The following is a 21468-nucleotide window of genomic DNA, read 5'->3' as shown; positions in this document are numbered from 1 at the left end:
TGGACAGACCTTGTACACGCAAGACGGCACGAGTGGGTACGACCCGTACGTGACGAACTTCGGATACACCCTGATGACCGAGCAGAGCGGCCCCAAGGACCTCGTGCGCTGGGCGGTGGGAGCGGAGGCTGCCGGCTTCGACTTCGAGGTCTCCAGCGACCACTACTCGCCGTGGCTCACCGAGCAGGGCCACGCGCCCTACGCCTGGTCGGTGCTCGGCGCCGTGGCGCACGCCACCGAACGGGTCGAGCTCATGACCTACGTGACGTGCCCGACGATGCGCTACCACCCCGCCGTCATCGCCCAGAAGGCCGCGACGCTCCAGCTGCTCGCCGACGGCCGCTTCACCCTCGGTCTCGGCAGCGGCGAGAGCCTCAACGAGCACGTCGTCGGCGAGGGCTGGCCGGGCGTCGTCACGCGTCAGGAGATGCTCGCCGAGGCGATCGAGATCATCCGCAAGCTGCACTCCGGCGACCTCGTCACCCACCACGGGGAGTACTTCGATGTCGACTCCGCACGCGTCTGGGACCTGCCCGACATCCTCGTGCCGGTCGCGGTCGCGGTGAGCGGCGACATGTCGATCGAGCGGCTCGCCCCGCTGGCCGACCACATGATCGCCGTGCAGCCCGAGGCCGAGCTCGTCGACACGTGGAACCGCACCGAGGGTGCCGAGCGCATCGGCTCCGGCGCCCGCGCCATCGGCCAGATCCCGATCTGCTGGGACCCCGACGAGGAGGCCGCCGTCCAGCGCGCCCACGAGCAGTTCCGCTGGTTCGCCGGTGGGTGGAAGGTCAACTCCGACCTGCCCACCCCGGCCGGGTTCTCCGGGGCGACGCAGTTCGTCCGTCCCGAGGACGTCGCCGAGTCGATCCCGTGCGGCCCCGACCTCGACAGGATCGTCGAGTCGGTCCGCGCCTACTGGGAGGCCGGCTTCACCGACATCGCCCTCGTGCAGGTCGGCGGGGACGCCCAGGAGCGCTTCCTCGACGAGGCGGCGCAGCCGCTGCTCCAGAAGCTGCGGGCCGCAGCCGGCTGAGTCGGACCCGTTTGCTCGGGCGCCTCAGGCGGCCTGGCGCTCCGCACGCTCGGCGAGGATCCGCTCGCGGCGCTTGGTGATGTCGGCGCACTCGAGGCAGACCTCCTCGGGGATGACGCCGAGGCGCATGAGACCGGCGAAGGCGATGCAGCCGACGCAGATGCCGAAGATCGACTCGAGCGCCGGGAAGACCACCATGACGGCGCCGATGACGACGACCCCGACGACGGCGCCGGACGACCCGGTGACGAGGCTCAGCACCCAGAGCGCGGTCGCGGCGACCGTCATGACGGCGCCGATGGTCGCCGCGAACCGCTTGGGCGCGCCGGCCGTGGGCCGCTTCGGCGCCGGGACGGAGGGTCGGATCCACCGCTGCACGAGCCGGGCGATGGGGCTGGCCGAGGGTCCGAACGCGGCCCGCAGGGAGAAGTCGACGGCGAGGACGGCATACAGCCACCACTGCGAGGTGGCCAGTGCGATGACGCCCACGACGAGGACGACGGCGGCGATGAGTCGCACGGTGACATCGTCGACGACGGCGGGGAAGCGCAAGGAACTCATCCACACATTATTGACGACATAAGGGCTGGTTATGCAAGTCGTCTCGCCAGGTGACGCGTCCGACGGCGGCCGAAGCGGTGTCGGCCACGCGGCATACGCTGGCGACATGGCTCTACACATCGGTGCTCACGTCGACCAGGAGGACCCCATCGCCGAGGCGAAGGCGCGCGGCGCCTCCCTCTCGCAGCTCTTCCTCGGCGACCCGCAGAGCTACAAGGGACCGGTCGTCTCGTATGCGGGTGGCGCGGCCGCGCTCAAGGCCGACGCCGAGGCCGCGGGGGTCGACCTCTACGTCCACGCGCCCTACCCGATCAACGTCGCGAGCCTCAACAACCGCATCCGCATCCCCGGGCGCAAGCTGCTGCAGCAGCACCTGACCGCGGCCGCCGAGATCGGGGCCAAGGGGGTCATCGTGCACGGCGGCCACCTCGGCGCCGACGAGGACGCCGCCAAGGGCTTCGACAACTGGCGCAAGTGCATCGACGGTCTCGACCTGCCGGTCCCGCTCCTCATCGAGAACACCGCGGGCGGCGACAACGCGATGGCCCGTCGGCTCGAGGCGATCGCCCGACTCTGGGACGCCATCGGATCGGCGTCCGGCAGCGACCAGGTCGGCTTCTGCCTCGACACCTGCCACGCCCACGCGGGTGGCAACGACCTCGGCACCGTCGTCGACGAGGTGCGCGCCATCACCGGCCGCATCGACCTCGTGCACGCCAACGACTCGCGCGACGAGTTCGACTCCGGCGCCGACCGGCACACGAACTTCGGGTCGGGACACATCGCCGGCGAGGCGCTCGCGGGGGTCATCCGCGCTGCCGGGGCGCCCGTCGTGTGCGAGACGCCCGGAGGCCTCGAGGGGCAGACGGCCGACATCGCCTGGCTCCGGTCGCAGGTCGACTGACGCCGCACACCGACCCCGCAGCTCCCAGCGGGCTGACAGGATTTCCTGACCGACTCTTTACCCACCGGCCGCCCGCGGGCCCCTAGGTTACTCAGGGGTTGCGTTCGGGTCGCCAACGATGCCGGTCCGGCGCTCCCGCTCCCGTGCGCCGCGTCCCGCCATCCCCTCCTCGGTGGCGGGCTGCGGCGTACGGGCCTCGAGAGCCAGGAGAGCTCAGGTGCGGTCGGACCCGGCGCGACCGCCGACTGCCATCCGGTCGGCGAGCAGCACCGCGACCCGCAGCTGCTCGGCGGTGGGCCGCACGACGTGCGTCGAGGCCGTCACCCGGAAGTGGCCCAGCACCTGCTCGCCGCGCCGCACGACCACGGCCGCGTAGCCGTCGGTGGGGAGCCCGACGCGCTCGACGGGCAGGCGGCGTCCTCCCGACATGACCTGGCCGTCGGCGTCGACCACGGCGTCGTTCCAGCGCGGGTGGCCCGGGTCCCACGTGCAGCGGTCGGCCCCGAGCACCGTCGTGATGGCGCTCGCGATGGCGACGGAGCGGGCCTGCTCGGTCGTGTCGGGCGGCAGGTCGAGCAGGTGGGTCAGGCCCGAGATGTAGCCCTCCCGCCGCTGGGCCACCGCCTGCTGGCGCCGGCCCCAGAGGGCGATCTCCGTCACCGCGAGACCCACGACGACGAGCGCGACCGCGAGCTCGAGGTCGGCCTGGCGGTGGATCGAGAGGGAGTAGTACGGCTCGGTCAGGAAGAAGTCGAAGCTGCCGGCGGCGGCGAGGGCGGCGAGGACACCCGCGACCCGGTCGCCCGTGGCGGCGGCCGCGACGACGGGCAGCACGAGCACCATCGCCGCGGTGCTCGGGTCGAGGGGGTCGCGGAGCAGCGCGAGCACGGCACCCACGACGACCGGTAGGAGCAGGGCGCCCCACCGCGTCAGCGCACGGTGCGTGGCGAGCCAGTCAGTGGTCATGACTCCACGCAACACCCGCCGAGGGCGCGCCGTCACGGGTTCGACCCCATCCTGACGCGATCTTGACGCCGTCCTGACGACGGCGCCCGGTCCAGCAGGACTCCTCCACGCCCGGCGGCGGGAGCACGGCGAACGACGGGACCGGTGAGGCAAACCGCGTCCGCACCCTCTGACCGTCGGGAACGTTCTAGCCCAACGGCATTCGGCTCGCTAGCGTCGCAGCATGCTGAGCACCTCGACCTTCACGACGTCCGACTTCGACGTCACCGACTTCGTCCCCGACGTGACGACGGCTCTGCCCACCGGCCACCTCCGGATGCGCAAGACGTATGCCGGCGACGTCGCCGGGCGCAGCGTCACCCAGTTCACGTCGGCCTTCGACCAGGGCTCGGGCGTCGGCACGTACGTCGCGATGGAGTCCTTCGAGGGCACCGTCGCCGGCCGCCGCGGCGCGTTCAACTTCGTGCACGCCGCCTCGACGAGCGGCGAGGACCGGGCCCACGAGTACGGCCTCATCGTGCCGGGCAGCGGCACCGACGAGCTGGCCGGCATCGAGGGCACCGTGCGCCTGCGCATCGACGAGGACGGCACGCACCGGATGGACTTCGACCACAACCTCGGCTGACACCGACCGACACGGCCGACGGGCCACGGACCGGGTGTCGCAACCCGGTCCGTGGCCCGTCGTCGGTGGTGCGCGGGGGGCGTGTCCCCGGCACCGTCCGGTCGGCTACCCGACGCTCACCTGGAGCGAGGCGAGCACGTCGGACCGGGAGTCGGACACGAGCACCCGCACCGTGTAGGTGCCGGCGGCGGCCCAGGCGTGGCCGCCGCTGATGGTCGCCGTGCCGTCCGGGGCGGTCGTCACGGTGGCGTCCTCCGTCACGGTGCCGTCACCCCACTGGACCAGGGCCGTGTAGCCGGTCGACGCCGGGACGCCGCCCTTCGCCGTGCCCAGCGTGACGTCGGTGTCGGCCCCGGCCTTGGCCGTGGTGTCGGCGCCTGGCGCGACCTCGAGGGCCGAGCCGTTGTCGGCGACCGCGAAGACGTGGATCCGGCCCGCCGTCTTCGGGTCACCGGTCTGCGTCGGCAGGGTCACCGACTGCACCGTCTTGCCGTCCGGCACGGTGAGCGGCGCCGTGGCGAAGAGCTTCACCTGGCAGCCGTCGGTGCCCGTCCCGTTGAGGCGGTAGGCCATCTGGATGGCGACGACGTTGCCGAACTGCGGCGAGCCGCACCAGTCGCCGTACTGCACCTTGTAGCTCGTGCTCGAGCCGTCGGTGAAGTTGACCGTGGCGGTGGTGTCCTGGTTCTTCTGCGTCGCCGTGCCGATGAGCGACAGCTTCGTCGCCCCGGGGGCCAGGGTCACTGGGAGGGTCTGCCCCGCGCCGGTGGCGTTGTCCTTCTCCCCGACGGGGATGCCCGGCATCGAGAAGCGCAGGTCCGTGCCCGGCACGGTCAGCAGCTTGCCCGGGACACCCCCGGCGGCGACGAGCGCCTCACGGGACAGGCCCGCCCGGTCGCCGTCGCACGGGACCGAGTCACCCACGTTGCCGAAGCACACGGAGTCGAACCCCGCGGCATACGCCGGTGTGGACGCCTGGTGCACGGTCGCGGCACCGAGGGCCGAGCCGCTGTCGTTGGCCGTCGTGACGGTCACCTTGGGCTGGTACGGACCGGGCTTGGCCCACGTGTGCGAGCCGCGGACCGTGAACGAGCCGAGGTCACCGGCCTCGATGGTGCCGGCAGAGGTCGTGCCGTCACCCCAGGCGATGGTCGCCTTGGCCGTGGCCGACGGGTCCTGGCCCTGGCCGACGCCACCGGAGAAGGTGGCGACGGTGCCCGACCACGCGGTGTCCTCGGCGACCTCGAACGGCTCGGCCGCCGACACCTTGATGCCGGTGTTCTGCGCCTTGGAGCCGTCGGTGAGCAGCTCGAGCTCGGACAGGTTGGGCGCCGCCCCACCGGCCGTGGCGGTGACCACGAGGCGGTAGGTCGTGAACGTGCCCGTGTGCGCGATCTCGAACGGACGCGTCTGCACCCGCCACGGGAAGACCTGGGCCGTCCGCGTGTCGAGCGTCTGCCACGTCTTGCCGTCGTCCTTGCTGCCCTCGAGGCGCCACGCCGACGGGTCGCCGGCCTTCGGTCCCGAGGTGACGGTGTACCAGCTCGCCCGCTGGCCGACGCCCGACAGGGCGAAGGTGACCGACGGCGTGGCCGAGGTGAAGGCCACCGAGGTGCGCGACGTGTTGTCGAAGAGCGCCTTGGCGTCGTCACCAGACGCGAGGTCAGTCGCCGTCGCGGTGCCGCGGCCGGGGCCGGTCGCGTCCTTGAGCGGCTGGGGCGCCTCGGTGCCCTGCGTCAGCGACGGCGGGGCGTCCTGGGCGCGTGCGCCGAAGTCGGAGGGCTTGGCACCCATCGCGAAGTCGACCGTGGTCGGACCGGTGAGCTCGTCCTGGCTGATCGAGACGCTCTTGTGCTTGGAGCCGTTGACGGTCAGGCCCTGCACGTAGATGTTCGTCTCCGAGTTGCCCGGCGCGTTGACGACGAGGTCGCCCTGCGTGCGCTTGACCCGCACCTGCTCGAACTTCGGGGAGCCGACGGCCCAGTTGGCCGAGCCCACCTGCAGCGGGTAGATGCCGAGCGAGGACAGGACGTACCACGCGGACATCTCGCCGTTGTCCTCGTCGCCCGGGTAGCCCTGGCCGATCTCGCCACCGACGTAGAGGCGGCGCATGATCTCGCGGACCTTCTCGGCCGTCTTGTACTGCTGGCCGGTCCAGTCGTACATGTACGCGATGTGGTGGCTGACCTGGTTGCTCTGGCCGAGCTGGCCCATGCGGACGTCACGTGCCTCGAGCATCTCGTGGATGACGCCGCCGTAGCCGCCGGGCTTGGTCGCCGTCTCGGGCGTCGCGAAGAACGTGTCGAGCTTCTTCGCGAGCGCGTCCCGGCCGCCGTAGAGGTTGGCGAGGCCGTTGCCGTCGAACGGGGCGTGGAAGGCGAAGTTCCAGGCGTTCGTCTCCGTGTAGTCGCCGCCCCAGTCCTCGGGGTCGAAGCTCGTCGGGAAGCTGCCGTCGGCGGCGCGTCCCTGGAAGAAGCCGACCTTCGGGTTGAAGAGGTTGCCGTAGTGCGTCGCCCGCTCGAGGAAGTACTTCGACTCCTCGGCCAGCTGGGCGCGGCGCGCCTCCGGGGTCGCCGGGTCCTTGGCGAGCTTGGCCGCCATGGTCCCGATGCCGAAGTCGTTGACGAAGCCCTCCAGGCCCCACGACACGCTCTCGCCCGTGTTGGTGCTCGTGTAGCCGAGGAAGGTGGAGGTGTCGAGACCCTTGCGTCCGACCGCGCTCGACGTCGGGAGCACCGTCGCGTTCTTCACGGCGGCGTCGTATGCCGCGAGCGGGTCGGGCAGCTTGACGCCCTTCGCGTACGCGTCGGCGAACGCCACGTCGGAGCTCGTGCCGGTCATGAGGTCGGCGTAGCCGGGTGAGCTCCACCGGGCGACCCAGCCGCCGTCACGGTACTGCTGCACGAAGCCGTCGGCGATCTCGGCCGCGACCTCAGGGTAGAGCAGGCTGTAGGCCGGCCACACGGTGCGGTAGGTGTCCCAGAAGCCGTTGTTGACGTAGATCTTGCCGTCCTTGACGGCGGCGTTCGTCGTCGTCGTGGTGGCCGAACCGCTCTTGCCCGCAACGGGGCTCGCGTACTGGTAGTGCGGAGCAGCAGCCGTGCCGGTGTTCTCGAACTGGCTGTTGGGGTAGAGGTTCAGGCGGTAGAGGTTGGAGTAGAGCGTCGTGCGCTCCGAGTCGTTGGCGCCCTTGACGCTGACGACGCCGAGGCGGGCGTTCCAGGCGGCCTTCGCAGCAGCGCGCACGGCGTCGAAGTCGCGGCTCGCCAGCTCGAGGGCGTGGTTCTTCTTCGCCTGGTCGAGGGAGATGAACGACGTCGAGAGCTTGAGCGTGACCTGCTTGTCGGTGCTCGTGTCGAAGGTCGCGTAGCGGGTGCCGGCGTGGCCGTTCGGAGCGGTGCCGACGGCCGTGGCGGGACGGTCGAAGGTGCCGTAGACGAACATCCGGCTCCGGCCCGCGGACAGGCCGCTGCCGTTGTCGACCCAGCCGGTCATCGTGCCGGAGGCCGCGTCGACCGTGAAGGTGCCGTTGTCGTCGACGGTGTCGACGACGAGGTGCCCCTTGCTCGCGGAGGCGGGGAAGGTGAACCGGTAGACGCCGCCGTGGTCGGCGGGCGCCGTCTCGGCGGTGAGGCCGCCGGCGAGCTCCACCTTGTAGTAGTCCGGGTGGGCCACCTCGGTCGCGTGGTCGAAGGCGAGGCCTCGACCGGAAGCACTGCCGGTCGGCGTGCCGGTCGCGACGGACGGCATCACCGACATCTGGTTGCGGTCACCCATCCACGGGCTCGGCTCGTGCGAGACGGCAAGTCCTTGCAGCACAGGGAGGTTCGCCGCATTGTTGGCCGTCTGGTAGTAGTACTCCCACGACTGCGAGTTGGCGTTGGTCACCGGGGTGAAGAACGTGAAGCCGTTGGGCACCGCGCTGATCGGCAGGTTGTTGCCGCGCGAGAAACTGCCCGACGCGTTGGTGCCGCGCCGCACGTCGACGTAGTTCGTCAGGTCCGCGCCGTCGATGACCGCGGGGTTCGCCTGCACCGAGACGTCGTCGATCCACCCGCCGAAGCGGGTGTCCTTGGTCGCGCCGCCGGTGTTGTCGTAGCCGAGCAGGACCCGGTCGATCGTCTTGCCCGCGGCGACCTTGCCGACGTCGAGGGAGACGGCGTTCCACTGGTTCGCGTAGAGGATCTTGCCCTTGCCCTGGCTGCTCGGGCTCGCGGCCACACCGTGCTGGTCGTCGGCTCCGAGGTCGGACAGGTAGGTGCCGTCGGTGAAGCGGACGTCGAGGGCGGCATACGTCGACGGGTACTTCAGGTCCCCGGCGATCATGTCGGGGAAGATCTTGTAGCTGAGGCGCGTCGTCGACGTGACCGGCAGGTCGACGTCGAAGAGCCGGTTCCAGGCGTAGCCGCGCCCGTCGGCGGTGTGGCCGCCGGAGTAGCGCAGCGCCTTGACGCCCGTCCAGCCGACGAGCGGCTTGATGTTGAAGCCCGAGATCGGCCCCGAACCGACGACCGTGCGCATCGGCGTGGCCGGGCCCGAGCCCGTGCTGCCGTCGGAGAGGTCCCAGTCGGCGAGCTGGACGATGCCGCCGGAGTGGACCGCGGTCACGTCGAGCCGGTAGTACGCATACGTCCCCGGCGTCGTGACGTCGAAGGTGCGCTTGGCGAAGCGGCCGGAGAAGTCGATGCCGGTCTGGCGGTCGAGGTCGGTCCACGTCGTGCCGTCGGTCGAGCCCTGGAGGGTGAAGTCCTTGGGGTCGCGCTCGGGCGCGTCGTTGGCCGACGTCAGCGAGTAGCGCACGGCCTTGGCCGGGGTGCCGAGCTGGTAGCGCGCCCACGCGCTCGAGGCGAAGGCGAGCCACTTGCTGTCGGGGTTGGCGTCGGCGAGGTTTGCAGCGACCTCGCCCGGGGAGTTCTCCGCGCTCGCGGTGACGCCGACGACCGAGCCCAGGAGGCTGCCGTCCGAGCTCGCGGTGCCGGAGACGTTCTGCTGGCGCGGACCGCTGCCCCCCACCTCGACGGTGGAGAGCTCGGGCTGCGGCTGACCTGCCTCGAAGGAGGTCGAGAAGTCACCCGCGCCGGCTGCGGCGGCGGGTGCTGAGAGCGGCGCCGCGGCAGTGCTGCCGAGGGCGTCCGCCTGGGCGGGACCGACGACCGCGCCTGCGGTCGACGTGGCCAGGACTGCCAGGGCGATGACGCCTCTGTGGATCCCGGATCTCATGGACATGGTGCCTCCGTGCTCGTCGTTGAGCCGTGCTGGATGAGCTGCTGGATCTGCTGCTGGTGTGAGCCGCAGGTGCGAGATGTGAAGAGGCCGGCGCCGACGACCCCGAGCCGCCACCGACGTGGCGAGACTTGCCGCACGGGACAAAGGGCGTCAACACCCCGAACCGATCCTGTCCGGTCAGGACATCGGATCGGACAGAACGGACCTCTCGAGGGCCTCGGGAGGCACCCCGCGTTGCACCGGCGAGCGCGCAGTGGTCAGACTGCGGGCATGACAGCGTTGTCTGACCACCGGACAGCCGTGCGCCCGACCATGGCTGACGTCGCCGCCGAGGCCCACGTCTCGGTCAAGACCGTCTCGCGCGTGGTCAACCACGAGCCGGGCGTGCGTCCCGACACCGCCGAACGGGTCCGGGCCGTCATCGAGCGCCTCGGCTTCCGCCGCCACGACGGCGCCCGGCTCATGCGCCAGGGCCGCACCTTCACCATCGCCCTCGTCGTCGAGGACCTCGCCAACCCCTTCTACTCGCAGGTCGGGGCGGCCGTCGAGCGCGAGGCGCGCATCCGCCAGCACCAGCTCATCACCGCCTCGGCCGAGGGGTCACCGTCGCGCGAGCGGGCCGTCATCGAGGCCCTCGTCAACCGGCGCGTCGACGGCATCGTCGTCGTCCCCGCCGACGAGAGCGCGTCGTCGGACGCCGTCCTCGAGGCGAGCCGCACCCCCATCGTCTACATGGACCGGCCGGTGCGCGGCACCCCGCGCGACACCATCCTCAGCGACAACCACGGCGGCATCCGCAGCGCCGTCGAGCACCTCGTGGCCCACGGGCACCGCAACATCGCCTTCTACGGGGACGACCCCGCCTTCTGGACGGCGCGGCAACGCCGCGACGCCTTCGTCGCCACCCACCAGGGCCTGGGTCTCCCGAGCAGCCCACGGGTCTCGATGGGACCGCACACCGCGGGCTCGGTGCAGGAGACGCTGACCCAGTGGTCGGTCGGCTCCGAGCCGATCAGCGCGGTCATCACCGGCAACAACCGGATCACCCTGGCCGTCCTGCTCGCCCTGCGCGAGCTGCGCCTGCCGCTGTCGCTCGTCGGCTTCGACGACTTCGAGCTCGCCGCCCTCATCGACCCGCCCGTCACCGTCGTGCACCAGGACCCGGCAGCCATGGGGCAGAAGGCCGCCCAGCAGCTCTTCGCCCGCCTGCTCGGTGACGAGTCGCAGGCCCAGACCGTCGTCATGCCGACCCGGCTCATCGTCCGCGCCTCCGGCCTGCGACGGGCCGCCCTGAACCGCTAGCGCCCGGCAGCGCGCGAGCTCCGGGCACCCGATGCCCCGGCTCTCCCGCACCCCACCCAAGGAGAACCCGCCTGTGCCCGAGACGACCGTGTCCGACCCGACCAGCCTCCCGACCCATCTTCCGACCCATGTCCCGAGTCGCCTGCCCCTGAACACGCCGCACCGTTTCTACCGCGGCGGGGAGCGCATCCTCACCTTCCGCGGCCTCGAGGCGCCGGCGGACTTCGACGGGCACCGCCCGGAGGACTGGCTGGCCTCGACCACCCGGCTCTTCGCCGAGGGCGGCGACGGGGTCACGGTGCTCGACGACGGCACCCGGCTGCCCGACGCCCTCGCCGCGGATCCCGACCACTGGCTCGGCGACGCGCACGTCGCGGCCCACGGCGTCGAGCCGGGCCTGCTCACCAAGCTGCTCGACGCGGGCGAGCGCCTGCCCGTGCACTCGCACCCCGACCGCGCCTTCGCGGCGGCTCACCTCGACTGCGGCCACGGCAAGACCGAGGCGTGGATCGTGCTCGACGCCGAGCCCGGGGCCTGCGTCTGGCTGGGCTTCCGCGACGAGCTGCCGACCGAGGAGCTGGCGCAGCTCGTCGGGGCCCAGGACGACCGGCTCCTCGCCGCCCTCAACCGGATCGAGGTCTCGCCGGGCGACGCCCTGCTCGTGCCCGGCGGCCAGCCCCACGCCATCGGGGAGGGCGTCTTCGTCCTCGAGCTGCAGGAGCCGACCGACCTGTCGGTCATGCTCGAGCACCGACGCTTCGGCCTCGAGGAGGCGCACGCCTTCCTCGGCCTCACCGTCCCCCGCGCACTCGAGAGCGTCGACCGGGGGCCGCTGACCCCAGAGGGCCTGGCCGCCCTGCGCCGGCGCTGGACCGACGTCGCGGGCGCCGGCCACGCCCTGCCCGGGGAGGCTGCGGCGTTCTTCCGCGCCGAGGTGCTGAGCGCGGCGCCCGGCGCCCCCGCCACCGGCGAGGCCTCCTTCGCGGTGGCCGTCGTCGTCGCGGGCGAGGGCGTGCTGACGACCGGCACGGACGCGCCCCACGCCACTTCGGTGGCGCGGGGCGACGTGCTGCTCGTGCCCCACGGAGCCGGGCCGGTGGGCCTCGACGGCGACGTCACCGTCATCCGCTGCATGCCGTCGGCCTAGCCCTCGCCCCCGCCCGGAGGTCGGTCGACCACCAGGCGGGTCTGTCGGTGTCGGGGTCGTCAGTCGGTGGTCCGGCGGACGAAGGCGCGCACGGCCAGCGGCGCGACGACGGCGGTGATGAGCACCGACCAGATGAGCGTCGTCAGGACCGGGTGCTGGAGCGGGAGGGCCGCGTCGGCCGGCGCCGGCGGCACGTTGCCCCAGAGCTCACGCATGGCCTGGACGAGCGAGCTGACCGGGTTCCACTCGGCGACGGTGCGCAGCCACGGGACCATCCCCTCGGTCGGCGCGAAGGTGTTGGCGAGGAAGGTGACGGGGAAGATCGTCGTGAACATCAGCCCGTTGACCGCCTCGGGTGAGCGCATCGAGGAGCCGACGAGCACCCCGATCCAGATCATCGCGAAGCCGAAGAGCAGCAGCAGCCCGAAGGCCAGCAGGGCCGGCCCCACACCACCCCGGATGCGCCAGCCGATGGCCAGGCCCGTGACCGACATGACGAAGATGCCGATGCTCGAGTGGATGAGGCTGTAGATGCTGCGCCCCACGAGCACCGACGAGCGGGCGATGGGCAGGGACCGGAACCGGTCGATGATGCCCTTGCCGAGGTCCATGTTGAGGCCGATGGCGACGATGAACGAGGAGAAGGCCATCGTCTGGGCCATGATCCCCGGCAGCAGCCACTCGCGGTAGGACCCGCTGTCGGTGCGGATCGAGCCGCCGAAGACGAACGCGAAGAGCAGCACGAACATCACCGGCTGGATGGTGACGTCGGTGAGCATCTCGGGCTGGCGCTTGATGTGCTTGAGGTTGCGCCAGACCATGGTCGCGATCTGGCGCGCCCGGCCGGGCGGCTCGTAGTCGTGCGGACTCGGGCGCGTGCTCGTCGGGGCGTCGGAGGTGGTGACGGTCCGGTCGGTCATCGGGACTCCTCGGCGGAGGCTGCGGCGGAGCTGGGCTCGACAGGGGCGCCGGCGTCGGTGCTGTCGGACTCGGCGCGGTGCCCGGTGAGGCTGAGGAAGACGTCGTCGAGGCTCGGTCGCTGCAGGCCGAGGTCGTCGAGCACGATCTCGCTGCGCTCGAAGACGGCGGCCACGCGGGTCATGTCGTGCAGGCCCTCGGCCGGAGCGGTGAGGCGCCGGGCCGGGACGTCGACGTGGACCCCCTCGACGTGGGCCGAGAGCAGGGCCCGGGCGGCCTCGACCTGGTCGGCGTGCGAGACCGTGAGGACGATCGCGGCCTGGCCCGACTGGTCCTTGAGCTCGAGCGGCGTGCCCTCGGCGATGATCCGACCGTGGTCGATGACGACGATCCGGTCGGCGAGCTGGTCGGCCTCCTCGAGGTACTGCGTCGTGAGCAGCAGCGTGGTGCCGTCGCGGACGAGGCCGCGCAGGACGTCCCACAGCTCGACGCGACTGCGCGGGTCGAGGCCGGTGGTCGGCTCGTCGAGGAACAGCACGGGTGGGGTGGCGATGAGGCTGACGGCGAGGTCGAGGCGCCGGCGCATGCCTCCGCTGTAGTCCTTGACGACCTTGTCGCCCGCGTCGGTGAGCGAGAAGCGCTCGAGCAGCTCGCCGGACAGGCGGCGCACCTCGTCCTTGGGCAGCCCGTAGAGCGAGCCCATGAGCCGGAGGTTCTCGCGGCCAGTGAGCAGCTCGTCGACCGTGGCGGCCTGGCCCGTCAGGCCCATGCTGCTCCGGACGAGCTCGGGCTCCCGGGCGACGTCGTGGCCGGCGACCCGGGCGGACCCGCTCGTCGGGCGGCTCAGCGTCGTCATCATGCGCACGGTGGTGGTCTTGCCGGCGCCGTTGGGACCGAGCAGACCGAGGACCGTACCCTGGGGCACGGTGAAGCTGACGTCGTCGACGGCGGTCATGTCGCCGAAGCGTTTGACGAGGTGCTCGGCCTCGATGGCCGGCGCCGTGAACCGGTCGCGCACCGTGCGCGCGTCGGTGGTGATGGTCATGGAGATCTCCCCGGTGGTACGTCGGCGACACGTGGGTGAGACGTGAGAGTGGTGGGTGGAGCGTGAGGGGTGCGGTGCGGCGTGTGAGCTGCGGTGGGACGACCGTAGACGTCGTCACCGACAGCGTCGGTCACCAAGTGCACGCCGTCAACATTTTTCTCCTCAACCACCGGCGGACGGACGGTGGACGCGGAGTTACGCCCACGGCATACGCCAACGGTGGCCCGACGGGGCACCAGCAGCACGCGACCGTGCGACGCTGGAGACACGCACCCTGATCGGAGACGGCCCATGACCCAGATCGCCCCACGCCCGCGCCCCGGCGTCCGCCCTCCGCTGCTGCGCGAGGTCTACGGGCGACTGCTCCGCGGACTGCGCACCCGACAGGCCCGCACGCTCGCAGAGGTCGCCGGGCGCGCCGGCATCTCGGTCGCCTACCTCTCCGAGGTCGAGCGCGGCCTCAAGGAGCCGTCGTCCGAGGTGCTCGAGGCGGTCTGCGTGGCGCTCGGCTCGAGCATCACCGGGCTCGTCGGCGCGGCCCACCGGGAGCTGCGCGACCTCGACGGTGCCACCGGCGGCCGCGTCTTCGACCTCACCTCACGGGTCGGCACGAGCATCGCCTCCCCCGACGCGGCGCCCGCACCCACGGGCACGCTCTCCGACGCCACGGGGTCGGTGCTGCTCGTCGCGTGAGCAGCACCGACCCCGTGTGCGTCGGGCGGCCGACAGCACGCGCGGCCGCTCGTCAGTCGACGAGGCTGCCCCACGTGTTGTTGCCGACGACCCCGTCGACGACGAGACCCGTCTTCGACTGGTAGGCACGCACGGCCGAGTCCGTGGCCGGCCCGAACGACCCGTCGACGGTCAGCGAGTAGCCGGCGTCGACGAGCTCGCGCTGCAAGCCCGTGACGGCGTCGCCGCTCGCACCCTGGCGCAGCACGGGCAGGAGCGAGTACCACGTGTTGTCACCGACGACCCCGTCGACCGTGAGACCGTGCGCCGACTGGTAGCTGCGCACCGCGGAGTCGGTTGCCGCGCCGAAGGACCCGTCGGCAACGACACTGCGGCCCGATGCCCGGAGCAGGTACTGCAGCGTGCGCACCGCGGTGCCGCTGCTGCCGCTGCGCAGCACCGGCAGGCTCGTCTCCGTCGTGCTGCCGCCAGTGCCGCCCGTGCCGTACCTCGTCAGCACGTCGTTCGCGTAGGCGATGCGCTGGGTCGTCGCGCACGTGCCGCAGCGTTCGAAGTCCTGCATGAAGACGGTCGTCGCCGAGTCGACGGTCGTCGCCGCCCTGAGGTCCGCGAGGCCGTAGCCGGAGAAGGTCGACAGCTCGTACCAGGTGAAGTCGAGCTGCGCCGTGAGGCTGTAGCGGCTGCTCCCGTCGAGGCCGGCGTGCCAGACGAGGTTGTCGCGCGAGTCGGTGTCCCAACGGCCGCCCTCGCTCCACTGCGCGATGCCCATCCCCGGACCGCCGGGCTGGTCGGCGTAGGGGTTGATCGGGCTGCCCGACTCCTGGATGAGGTTGCCGACGATGCCGGCCGACTGGCGCTCGGTCAGTCCCTTGGCGACGAAGTAGTCGAAGGCGATCTCGTCGTTCGAGGCAGCGAGGGCGCTCGGTGCCGCGACGACCGCCAGGACGGCGACGGCGATGCCGGCGAGCAGGCCCGACAGGACCCGTCGAGCGGTGCCGGTGCCCCGCACCGCGGTCACCAGCCAGCGCACGCGTCGGCGTCCCAGGCGATGCTGGAGCGGATGTCGACGTGCGCGTGGTCGTCGTGGGCCGGGTAGCCCGGGCCGAAGATCCCGCCGAAGCCGGCGTAGCGGGCCTGCTTGGCGATGCTGCAGATCGAGGTGGCGCCGTCGCCCGGGACGAGGTCGAGCGCCCCACCGGTGAGGTGCACGCTGTTGCTCGCGCCGCCGACCGATGCGTTGCACGTCGAGTCGCGGTAGCCGGAGGTCACCTTGAGCGGGTGGTCGCCCAGCTGGTGGCGCAGCGCCTCGGCCCGCCACAGGGCCCGCTTCATGTTCTCCTTCTCGGTGGCGCCGCCGGTGAAGCCGCGGCCGCAGTTGTAGCTGGCCTCGGCGTAGCTGAAGTGGGCCGGCGAGCAGTCGGGGTCCTGCAGGGCGTAGATCGTCGAGAACGTCGCCGGGCCGGCGACGCCGTCCGCCGTGAGGCCGTATGCCTTCTGGAAGTTCGTGACCGCCGCCGTGGTCTGTGCCCCGTAGGCGCCGTCGATGCCCATGACCTGGCCGCGCGGCACCCAGCCGGCGACCCGGATCTGCAGCTGCGTGACGTCCGAGCCGGAGGCACCGGAGGCGAGAGTGCGGGGCCAGGAGTAGCACTCGTCCGCGTGGGCGGGCGAGGCCGTCGCGGTGACCGTCGCGGTGACGGTCACGGTCGCGACGCCGAGGCCGCCGAGGACGAGGGCGACGGCGGCGAAGGCGTGGGTGAGTCTCTTCCTGCGCATGCTGGTTCCTTTCGCGGGTGCGTGGACCTACATGCCGAGCGTGTCCGATTCGTCATGGTTTCGCGCGTCGAGCGCATGGGGAGCACTCCCCATGCGCTCGACGGCAGATGACGGTGGCGCCTCCCTGCGCCACCGCCATCCCTCCCCGGGGACGCCGCTAGGGCGTCACCTGGCTCACGCGCGTCGACCAGTTGCCGAGGGCGGTGCGCAGGCCGGCCGCGCCGGGCGACGCCGCGCACGTGCCGAGCTTGTTGTCACCCGTCGTCGCGCCGAAGAAACGGCCACCCCACGTCGCGTAGTCGCACGCGTGGGCGACGTACTCGCTCGCGATCCAGACCGAGCTGCCGTCGACAGCGGCGGCACTGTAGTCGCCCCACCGGGTGCGGGGCGGGTTGCCGACCTGGGCCTTGTAGCTCGTGAAGCCGTCGTCGGTGGCCTGGCCCTCGGCTGCGATCGAGATCGGGCCGGTCCCGACGAGGGCGTCGATGGCCGCGTAGCCGGCGCTCGGGAACTGCGTGTCGCCGGTGGAGCTGAAGGCCATGACGCCTCGACCGCTGGCGGTGACCCCGATGGCCGGGTAGGTCAGGTCGTGCCCGGCCTGGCCGAGGTAGCCCTGCATCGCCATCTTGGCCGACAGGGACCCGGAGGTCGTCGACGGCTTGACGATGAACCAGGCGATGCCCGCTCGCTGTGCTCCGCCGTCAGGGTTGACCGCGGTGTCGAGCGCACCCCAGAGCTTGCCGTTGGCATACATGACCTGCTGCATGCGCGTGTCGTTCGAGTCGGGCCTGGAGACGACCTCGTTGTGCGCCGGCTCGGGCGGGTTGAAGAGGAGCCGCCAGCAGTCGACGCCTGCGATGGTCGCGGTCGTCGTGTCGTTGATGCAGTGGCCCTGCGGCGTCGTGGTCGTGGGCGGCGTGCCGGCGCCCTTCTGCTGGGCCTTCGGCGGGATGGCATACGTCTCCGACGGCAGGACCTTGTTGCTGAGGGTCAGGGCCGGGGTCGACGTGCCGAGCGACGACGTGTTGGTCAGCGCCCACACCACGACGGTGTTCGACACGTAGTCCCCGCCGGTTCCGGCGACGGGGTGCGTGGCCTCGTCGGCGGCGGTGGAGCTGAGGAGGTACTCCGTGCCGTTCGCCGCGGTGTCGAACGAGCCGGTACCCGGCGACTGGGCGGGCCAGACAGTGAAGCCGGGCTGCGTGGCCCCGGCGTCGCTCGGGAGCGCGACGGTGCCGGACGTGTCGATGTGCTGCGTCGTCACGGTCGACGCGCCGGCGGCGAGCTGGGACTTCGAGAGCGCGTAGATCTGCGCCCCGGCGAAGCCGTTCGAGTTCCACGGGTAGGCGTTCGTCGTCAGGTAGATCCCGTTCGCGTCGGCGCCGATGTGCGGGTAGTCGCCGAGGTAGGGGCCGGGGTTGACGCCACCGGTGTTGGTGCCGTCGTTGGTGACGTCGAGCTTGTAGATGTTCCACGACCCGGTGGGGTTCGCCGTCTGGCTGACCGCGACGTCGAGGTGGTTCACGTGCGTGAGCGACCCGTTGGGCCTTGACTCCAGGGTGAGCACCGCGACGTAGAAGCGCTGCGTGGCCGCGTCGAAGAGGCACACCGGGTCGGTGATGCTCTGGGCGCGCACTCCGGTCGCACGGACGATGGCCGGGGCGTAGCCGAAGAAGGAGTTGAGGTCGACGGCGTGGCCGACGTCGGTGGGGAACCCCGAGACGATGTTGGTCGCGGTGTTGTCGGGCAGCTGCGAGGCACCGCTCTTGTCGTAGACGTTGAGCACGTCGTTGACGGCCTCGAGGACGAAGCCGTTGCCGACGCAGAGGGCCTGGTCCGGTGGCTCGACCGTGAACTGGTTGCCGCCGCGGGCGTACCTCTGCTGGAAGAGGTTGAGCCCCTCGAACGAGGTGCCGAGCTGCGGGTTGGACTTCGCCTTCTGCCCGCTGTGGACGCTGATCGACCTGCCCGTGCTGTGCCCGGTGGAGAGGCTGCGGTCGGTGATGGTGCCGGGGTAGGTGGGCCCACCCGTGTCGCCGTCCGTCTCACCGACGAACTCGTCCGTGGTCACGTCTGCGGAGCCCGACGGGGTGAACGCCCCCGTCGTCGCGGTGGAGGTGCCCACGAGTCGGGCCGAGGCGCCGGGGTCGGCGTGAGCGGCGGTCTGGGTCATGGAGAGTCCCAGGGCCGCTGCCGCGAGGACCGGGACGGAGATGGCACTGATGCGCCTGCGGCGCGACGTACGAGAACCAGCCATGAGCTCCCCTTCGAGGAAGTGGAGCCCGTCCGGGGCAGGTCCGGTCGCTGGGCGAGGGGGCGCGCCGGGGGCGGGCGAGGATGGACGAACAGGTGAGGGCCCTCGGCGCCGGGTCGCTCGGAACGTGCACCTCGAACTCTGGCACCGCCCGCGAGCGCGTGTCCACAGAATGGTCGAAGCCGGGGTTCAGGCGCCGTCCAGACGTGCCTCCGTCGCGCGCTCGACGACGTGGTCGACGAGGCCGAAGTCGACCGCCTGCTGGGCGGTCAGCACCTTGTCGCGGTCGGTGTCCAGACGCAGTTGCGCCACGGAACGACCGGTGTGCTGGCTCAGCACCTCCTCGACCTGGGCGCGCACGCGCAGCAGCTCGTCCGCCTGGAGCGCGAGGTCGCTCACGGTCCCCTGTCCGCCCGCCGACGGCTGGTGGAGCAGCACGCGCGAGTGCCGCAGGGCGAAGCGGCGCCCGGACTCACCTGCGGCGAGGAGCACGGCGGCCGCGGACGCCGCCTGCCCGAGGCAGTAGGTCGCGACCGTTGCCGGGACGAACTGCATCGTGTCGTAGATCGCCATGAGCGCCGTGAACGAGCCGCCTGGGCTGTTGACGTAGAGCGAGACCTCCCGGTCGGGCGCAACGTCGGCGAGGTGGAGCAGCTGCGCCATGACGACGTTGGCGACACCGTCGTCGATCTCGGTGCCCACGAAGATGATCCGCTCCTGGAGCAACCGGCTGTAGATGTCGAAGCTGCGCTCCCCCGCAGGTGTGCGCTCGATGACGTAGGGGATCGTGTAGCTCGCGTTCACCGCAGTCCCACCTTGCGCTCGACGCCGACCGGCCTCACGTCGGTCAGCGCGGTGACGACGTGGTCGACGATGCCGTATGCCGCCGCCTCCTCGGCGCTGAACCAGCGGTCGCGCTCGCTGTCGTGGGTGATCTGCTCGACGGTCTGGCCGGTGTGCTCGGCCTGCAGCTCGTTGACGCGGCGCTTGACGGCCTTGAGGTTGGCGGCCTGGACCTCGACGTCGGCCGCGGTGCCCTGGATGCCGGCGGAGGGCTGGTGCATCATGATCCGCGCGTTGGGCAGGGCGAAGCGCTTGCCGGGCGTCCCTGCGCCGAGCAGGAACTGGCCCATAGAGGCTGCGAATCCCACTGCGAGAGTGGACACGTCGTTGGGGATGACGCGCATCGTGTCGTAGATGGCGAGACCGGCGGTGACGGAGCCGCCGGGGCTGTTGACGTAGAGGCTGATGTCGGACCGCGGGTCACGGGCCGAGAGCAGGAGCAGCTGGGCGGTGATCCGGTTGGCGATCGGGTCGTCCACCTCGGCCCCGAGGACGATGATCCGTTGGTGGAGCAGCTGCATCGACAGCTGGTCGTCGAGCGCGGCTGGCATGGGTGAGTCGGTCATCCGGCCAGCATGCGCGTGGAGCCCTTGCACGGGAATCTCGCTCTGCCACCGGCAGATTCGCCGACAGCGAATGCCATCCGGCCGATATCGCGTGGCGCGCGGGCCGACGCTGATCCACCATGGCACGCATGGCCGGACAGAAGCACCCCGACATGTGGGTCGACCCCGAGGACGACCCCCGATCGCAGGAGGCGGTGCTCGGCGACGAGCGGGCCACCCTGCTCGACTACCTCCGCAGCTACCGTCTGACCCTCGAGCTGAAGTGTTCGGGGCTCACCGCCGAGCAGCTGGCCACCCGTTCGGTCCCGCCCTCGACGCTCTCACTCCTCGGGCTCGTGCGGCACCTGGCTGCGGTCGAGCGCAACTGGTTCCGCCGGACCATGGCGGGCGAGGCCGTCCCGCGGCTCTACCGCACCGCGGACGACCGCGACGCCGACTTCAACGGTGCGGTCGCCGACGACGCCGTCGTCGAGGAGGCCTGGGCGCGGTGGCGCGAGGAGGTCGCCCACGCCGAGGCCTTCCTCGACGCGGCCGAGTCGCTCGACCTCGTGAGCCTCGACCCGCACACGCGCATCAACCTGCGCGAGGTCCTCGTCCACATGATCGAGGAGTACGCCCGCCACTGTGGGCACGCGGACCTGCTCCGGGAGTGCGTCGACGGCGCCACCGGCCAGTGAGCCGGTGGCGCCGTCGAGGTCAGGTCACTTCTGCAGGAAGGCCAGCAGCGCGCGGTTGAACTCCTCCGCGTGGCTCGTGTTGATGCCGTGCGGGCCGTCCGCGATGACGACGAGCTCGCTCTGGGCGAGCGCCTCGTGCGTGCGGCGGCCGGAGCCCTCGAAGGGAACGGTCGCGTCGGAGTCCCCGTGGATGACGAGCCCCGGGACGGTGATCTTCGCGAGGTCGTCGCGGAAGTCGGTCGTGCCGAAGGCCTCCATGCACCCGATCAGCGCGCGCTGGTCGGACTGCCGGCAGAGCTCGATGGCCTGCTGGCGCTGCTCCTCGGTGACCTTGAGCTCGCCGTTCGCCGAGAAGAACTGCATCGTGAACTGGTCGAAGAAGGCGTCGCGGTCGCCCTTGGCGCCGTCCGCCATCTCCTTCGCGGCGTCCTCGGTCAGCGGGCCGTCCGGGTTGTCCTCGGTCTTGAGCAGGTAGGGCGGCACCGCGGCGGCGAAGACGACGCTGTGCAGGCGGTCCTGCCCGTGCCGGGTGACGTAGCGCGCCACCTCCCCGCCGCCCATCCAGAAGCCGACGAGCGTGACGTCACGCAGATCGAGGGCCTCGAGGAGGCTGGCAAGGTCGTCGGTCATCGTGTCGTACTCGTAGCCGCCGTGCGGCTTGTCGCTCTCGCCGAACCCGCGGCGGTCGTAGGTGATGACGCGGTAGCCGGCGTCGGACAGGGCGGGCACCTGGTCGGCCCACGACGCGCCCGAGAGCGGCCAGCCGTGGATGAGCACGACGGGACGTCCATCGCCGCCCGAGTCCTCGACGTGGATCTTGACGTCGTGGATCAGGCCCTGGTCTGCGGTGACGTCGGTCATGGACGTCTCCTTCCGGTCGGTGGTCCCCGTCCCTCACGGAGGCACCTGAGCCGTACCCGACCTCGTCG

Annotated in this window: 18 protein-coding genes; 7 read left to right on the top strand and 11 right to left on the bottom strand. The window is 71.5% G+C overall.

Annotated features, from left to right (window positions below; all coding sequences use genetic code 11):
• Nucleotides 1-49 precede the first annotated feature (49 nt).
• The gene (locus ABD297_RS03720) at nucleotides 50-1036 is read left to right on the top strand and encodes an LLM class F420-dependent oxidoreductase (RefSeq protein WP_344253079.1); all 987 of its coding nucleotides are present in this window, start codon (nucleotides 50-52) and stop codon (nucleotides 1034-1036) included.
• A gap of 24 nt (nucleotides 1037-1060) precedes the next feature.
• Here ABD297_RS03720 and ABD297_RS03715 read toward each other — a convergent pair whose 3' ends face one another.
• Nucleotides 1061-1597 carry a DUF4395 domain-containing protein gene (locus ABD297_RS03715; protein WP_344253077.1) on the bottom strand — a complete coding sequence of 179 codons (537 nt, stop codon included), beginning with the start codon at nucleotides 1595-1597 and terminating at the stop codon, nucleotides 1061-1063.
• Nucleotides 1598-1703: 106 nt separating this feature from the next.
• On the opposite strand from ABD297_RS03715, the gene ABD297_RS03710 reads away from it, so the two are divergent.
• Nucleotides 1704-2501, top strand: a complete 798-nt coding sequence (locus tag ABD297_RS03710) for a deoxyribonuclease IV (protein WP_344253075.1) — start codon at nucleotides 1704-1706, stop codon at nucleotides 2499-2501.
• A 213-nt stretch (nucleotides 2502-2714) separates the two neighbouring features.
• On the opposite strand, the gene ABD297_RS03705 is transcribed toward ABD297_RS03710, so the two are convergent.
• Nucleotides 2715-3467 carry a DUF4118 domain-containing protein gene (locus ABD297_RS03705; RefSeq protein ID WP_344253073.1) on the bottom strand — a complete coding sequence of 251 codons (753 nt, stop codon included), beginning with the start codon at nucleotides 3465-3467 and terminating at the stop codon, nucleotides 2715-2717.
• A 223-nt stretch (nucleotides 3468-3690) separates the two neighbouring features.
• On the opposite strand from ABD297_RS03705, the gene ABD297_RS03700 reads away from it, so the two are divergent.
• Nucleotides 3691-4092, top strand: a complete 402-nt coding sequence (locus ABD297_RS03700; RefSeq protein WP_344253071.1) for a DUF3224 domain-containing protein — start codon at nucleotides 3691-3693, stop codon at nucleotides 4090-4092.
• Nucleotides 4093-4197: 105 nt separating this feature from the next.
• Here ABD297_RS03700 and ABD297_RS03695 read toward each other — a convergent pair whose 3' ends face one another.
• On the bottom strand, nucleotides 4198-9318 hold the full coding sequence (locus ABD297_RS03695; RefSeq protein ID WP_344253069.1) for a GH92 family glycosyl hydrolase: 5121 nt from the start codon (nucleotides 9316-9318) through the stop codon (nucleotides 4198-4200).
• 270 nt (nucleotides 9319-9588) lie between these two features.
• Between ABD297_RS03695 and ABD297_RS03690 the strand changes: the two genes are divergently transcribed.
• Both ABD297_RS03690 and ABD297_RS03685 read left to right on the top strand, forming a co-directional pair.
• Complete coding sequence (locus ABD297_RS03690) at nucleotides 9589-10620, top strand: LacI family DNA-binding transcriptional regulator (RefSeq protein ID WP_344253067.1); 1032 nt, start codon at nucleotides 9589-9591, stop codon at nucleotides 10618-10620.
• Nucleotides 10621-10693: 73 nt separating this feature from the next.
• The gene (locus tag ABD297_RS03685; protein WP_344253065.1) at nucleotides 10694-11767 is read left to right on the top strand and encodes a class I mannose-6-phosphate isomerase; all 1074 of its coding nucleotides are present in this window, start codon (nucleotides 10694-10696) and stop codon (nucleotides 11765-11767) included.
• A 59-nt stretch (nucleotides 11768-11826) separates the two neighbouring features.
• On the opposite strand, the gene ABD297_RS03680 is transcribed toward ABD297_RS03685, so the two are convergent.
• A complete protein-coding gene (locus ABD297_RS03680; RefSeq protein ID WP_344253063.1) occupies nucleotides 11827-12687 on the bottom strand; it encodes an ABC transporter permease in 861 nt (286 codons plus the stop codon).
• A complete protein-coding gene (locus tag ABD297_RS03675; protein WP_344253061.1) occupies nucleotides 12684-13730 on the bottom strand; it encodes an ATP-binding cassette domain-containing protein in 1047 nt (348 codons plus the stop codon). Before ABD297_RS03675 ends, ABD297_RS03680 begins: the two co-directional genes overlap by 4 nt.
• 291 nt (nucleotides 13731-14021) lie before the next feature.
• Between ABD297_RS03675 and ABD297_RS03670 the strand changes: the two genes are divergently transcribed.
• Nucleotides 14022-14423 carry a helix-turn-helix domain-containing protein gene (locus tag ABD297_RS03670; protein ID WP_344253059.1) on the top strand — a complete coding sequence of 134 codons (402 nt, stop codon included), beginning with the start codon at nucleotides 14022-14024 and terminating at the stop codon, nucleotides 14421-14423.
• 52 nt (nucleotides 14424-14475) lie between these two features.
• On the opposite strand, the gene ABD297_RS03665 is transcribed toward ABD297_RS03670, so the two are convergent.
• From ABD297_RS03665 to ABD297_RS03645, 5 genes are all read right to left on the bottom strand, one after another.
• Nucleotides 14476-15453, bottom strand: a complete 978-nt coding sequence (locus ABD297_RS03665; protein ID WP_344253057.1) for a phage tail tip lysozyme — start codon at nucleotides 15451-15453, stop codon at nucleotides 14476-14478.
• A complete protein-coding gene (locus ABD297_RS03660; RefSeq protein WP_344253055.1) occupies nucleotides 15438-16199 on the bottom strand; it encodes a D-Ala-D-Ala carboxypeptidase family metallohydrolase in 762 nt (253 codons plus the stop codon). The genes ABD297_RS03665 and ABD297_RS03660 overlap by 16 nt, the downstream gene beginning before the upstream one ends.
• A gap of 157 nt (nucleotides 16200-16356) precedes the next feature.
• The gene (locus tag ABD297_RS03655) at nucleotides 16357-18456 is read right to left on the bottom strand and encodes a hypothetical protein (RefSeq protein WP_344253053.1); all 2100 of its coding nucleotides are present in this window, start codon (nucleotides 18454-18456) and stop codon (nucleotides 16357-16359) included.
• A gap of 186 nt (nucleotides 18457-18642) precedes the next feature.
• Nucleotides 18643-19257: a ClpP family protease gene (locus ABD297_RS03650; RefSeq protein ID WP_344253051.1), complete on the bottom strand. Its 615-nt coding sequence runs from the start codon at nucleotides 19255-19257 to the stop codon at nucleotides 18643-18645.
• Nucleotides 19254-19862, bottom strand: a complete 609-nt coding sequence (locus ABD297_RS03645; protein ID WP_344253049.1) for an ATP-dependent Clp protease proteolytic subunit — start codon at nucleotides 19860-19862, stop codon at nucleotides 19254-19256. Before ABD297_RS03645 ends, ABD297_RS03650 begins: the two co-directional genes overlap by 4 nt.
• 128 nt (nucleotides 19863-19990) lie before the next feature.
• Between ABD297_RS03645 and ABD297_RS03640 the strand changes: the two genes are divergently transcribed.
• Nucleotides 19991-20539: a DinB family protein gene (locus ABD297_RS03640; RefSeq protein ID WP_344253047.1), complete on the top strand. Its 549-nt coding sequence runs from the start codon at nucleotides 19991-19993 to the stop codon at nucleotides 20537-20539.
• 24 nt (nucleotides 20540-20563) lie between these two features.
• On the opposite strand, the gene ABD297_RS03635 is transcribed toward ABD297_RS03640, so the two are convergent.
• On the bottom strand, nucleotides 20564-21400 hold the full coding sequence (locus tag ABD297_RS03635) for an alpha/beta fold hydrolase (RefSeq protein WP_344253045.1): 837 nt from the start codon (nucleotides 21398-21400) through the stop codon (nucleotides 20564-20566).
• Nucleotides 21401-21468: the final 68 nt, after the last annotated feature.

This window comes from Terrabacter carboxydivorans (genome assembly GCF_039532035.1).
Lineage (GTDB): Bacteria > Actinomycetota > Actinomycetes > Actinomycetales > Dermatophilaceae > Terrabacter > Terrabacter carboxydivorans.
The sequence above is the reverse complement of the archived record's forward strand: the minus strand, read 5'-3'. Positions and strand labels throughout refer to the sequence as shown.

Coding starts and splice junctions, on each gene's coding strand:
- ABD297_RS03660 (WP_344253055.1), bottom strand. CDS start 16,199: ATGCGCAGGAAGAGACTCACCCACGCCTTCGCCGCCGTCGCCCTCGTC.
- ABD297_RS03700 (WP_344253071.1), top strand. CDS start 3,691: ATGCTGAGCACCTCGACCTTCACGACGTCCGACTTCGACGTCACCGAC.
- ABD297_RS03675 (WP_344253061.1), bottom strand. CDS start 13,730: ATGACCATCACCACCGACGCGCGCACGGTGCGCGACCGGTTCACGGCG.
- ABD297_RS03645 (WP_344253049.1), bottom strand. CDS start 19,862: ATGACCGACTCACCCATGCCAGCCGCGCTCGACGACCAGCTGTCGATG.
- ABD297_RS03715 (WP_344253077.1), bottom strand. CDS start 1,597: ATGAGTTCCTTGCGCTTCCCCGCCGTCGTCGACGATGTCACCGTGCGA.
- ABD297_RS03695 (WP_344253069.1), bottom strand. CDS start 9,318: ATGTCCATGAGATCCGGGATCCACAGAGGCGTCATCGCCCTGGCAGTC.
- ABD297_RS03670 (WP_344253059.1), top strand. CDS start 14,022: ATGACCCAGATCGCCCCACGCCCGCGCCCCGGCGTCCGCCCTCCGCTG.
- ABD297_RS03655 (WP_344253053.1), bottom strand. CDS start 18,456: ATGGCTGGTTCTCGTACGTCGCGCCGCAGGCGCATCAGTGCCATCTCC.
- ABD297_RS03680 (WP_344253063.1), bottom strand. CDS start 12,687: ATGACCGACCGGACCGTCACCACCTCCGACGCCCCGACGAGCACGCGC.
- ABD297_RS03640 (WP_344253047.1), top strand. CDS start 19,991: ATGGCCGGACAGAAGCACCCCGACATGTGGGTCGACCCCGAGGACGAC.
- ABD297_RS03705 (WP_344253073.1), bottom strand. CDS start 3,467: ATGACCACTGACTGGCTCGCCACGCACCGTGCGCTGACGCGGTGGGGC.
- ABD297_RS03710 (WP_344253075.1), top strand. CDS start 1,704: ATGGCTCTACACATCGGTGCTCACGTCGACCAGGAGGACCCCATCGCC.
- ABD297_RS03635 (WP_344253045.1), bottom strand. CDS start 21,400: ATGACCGACGTCACCGCAGACCAGGGCCTGATCCACGACGTCAAGATC.
- ABD297_RS03690 (WP_344253067.1), top strand. CDS start 9,589: ATGACAGCGTTGTCTGACCACCGGACAGCCGTGCGCCCGACCATGGCT.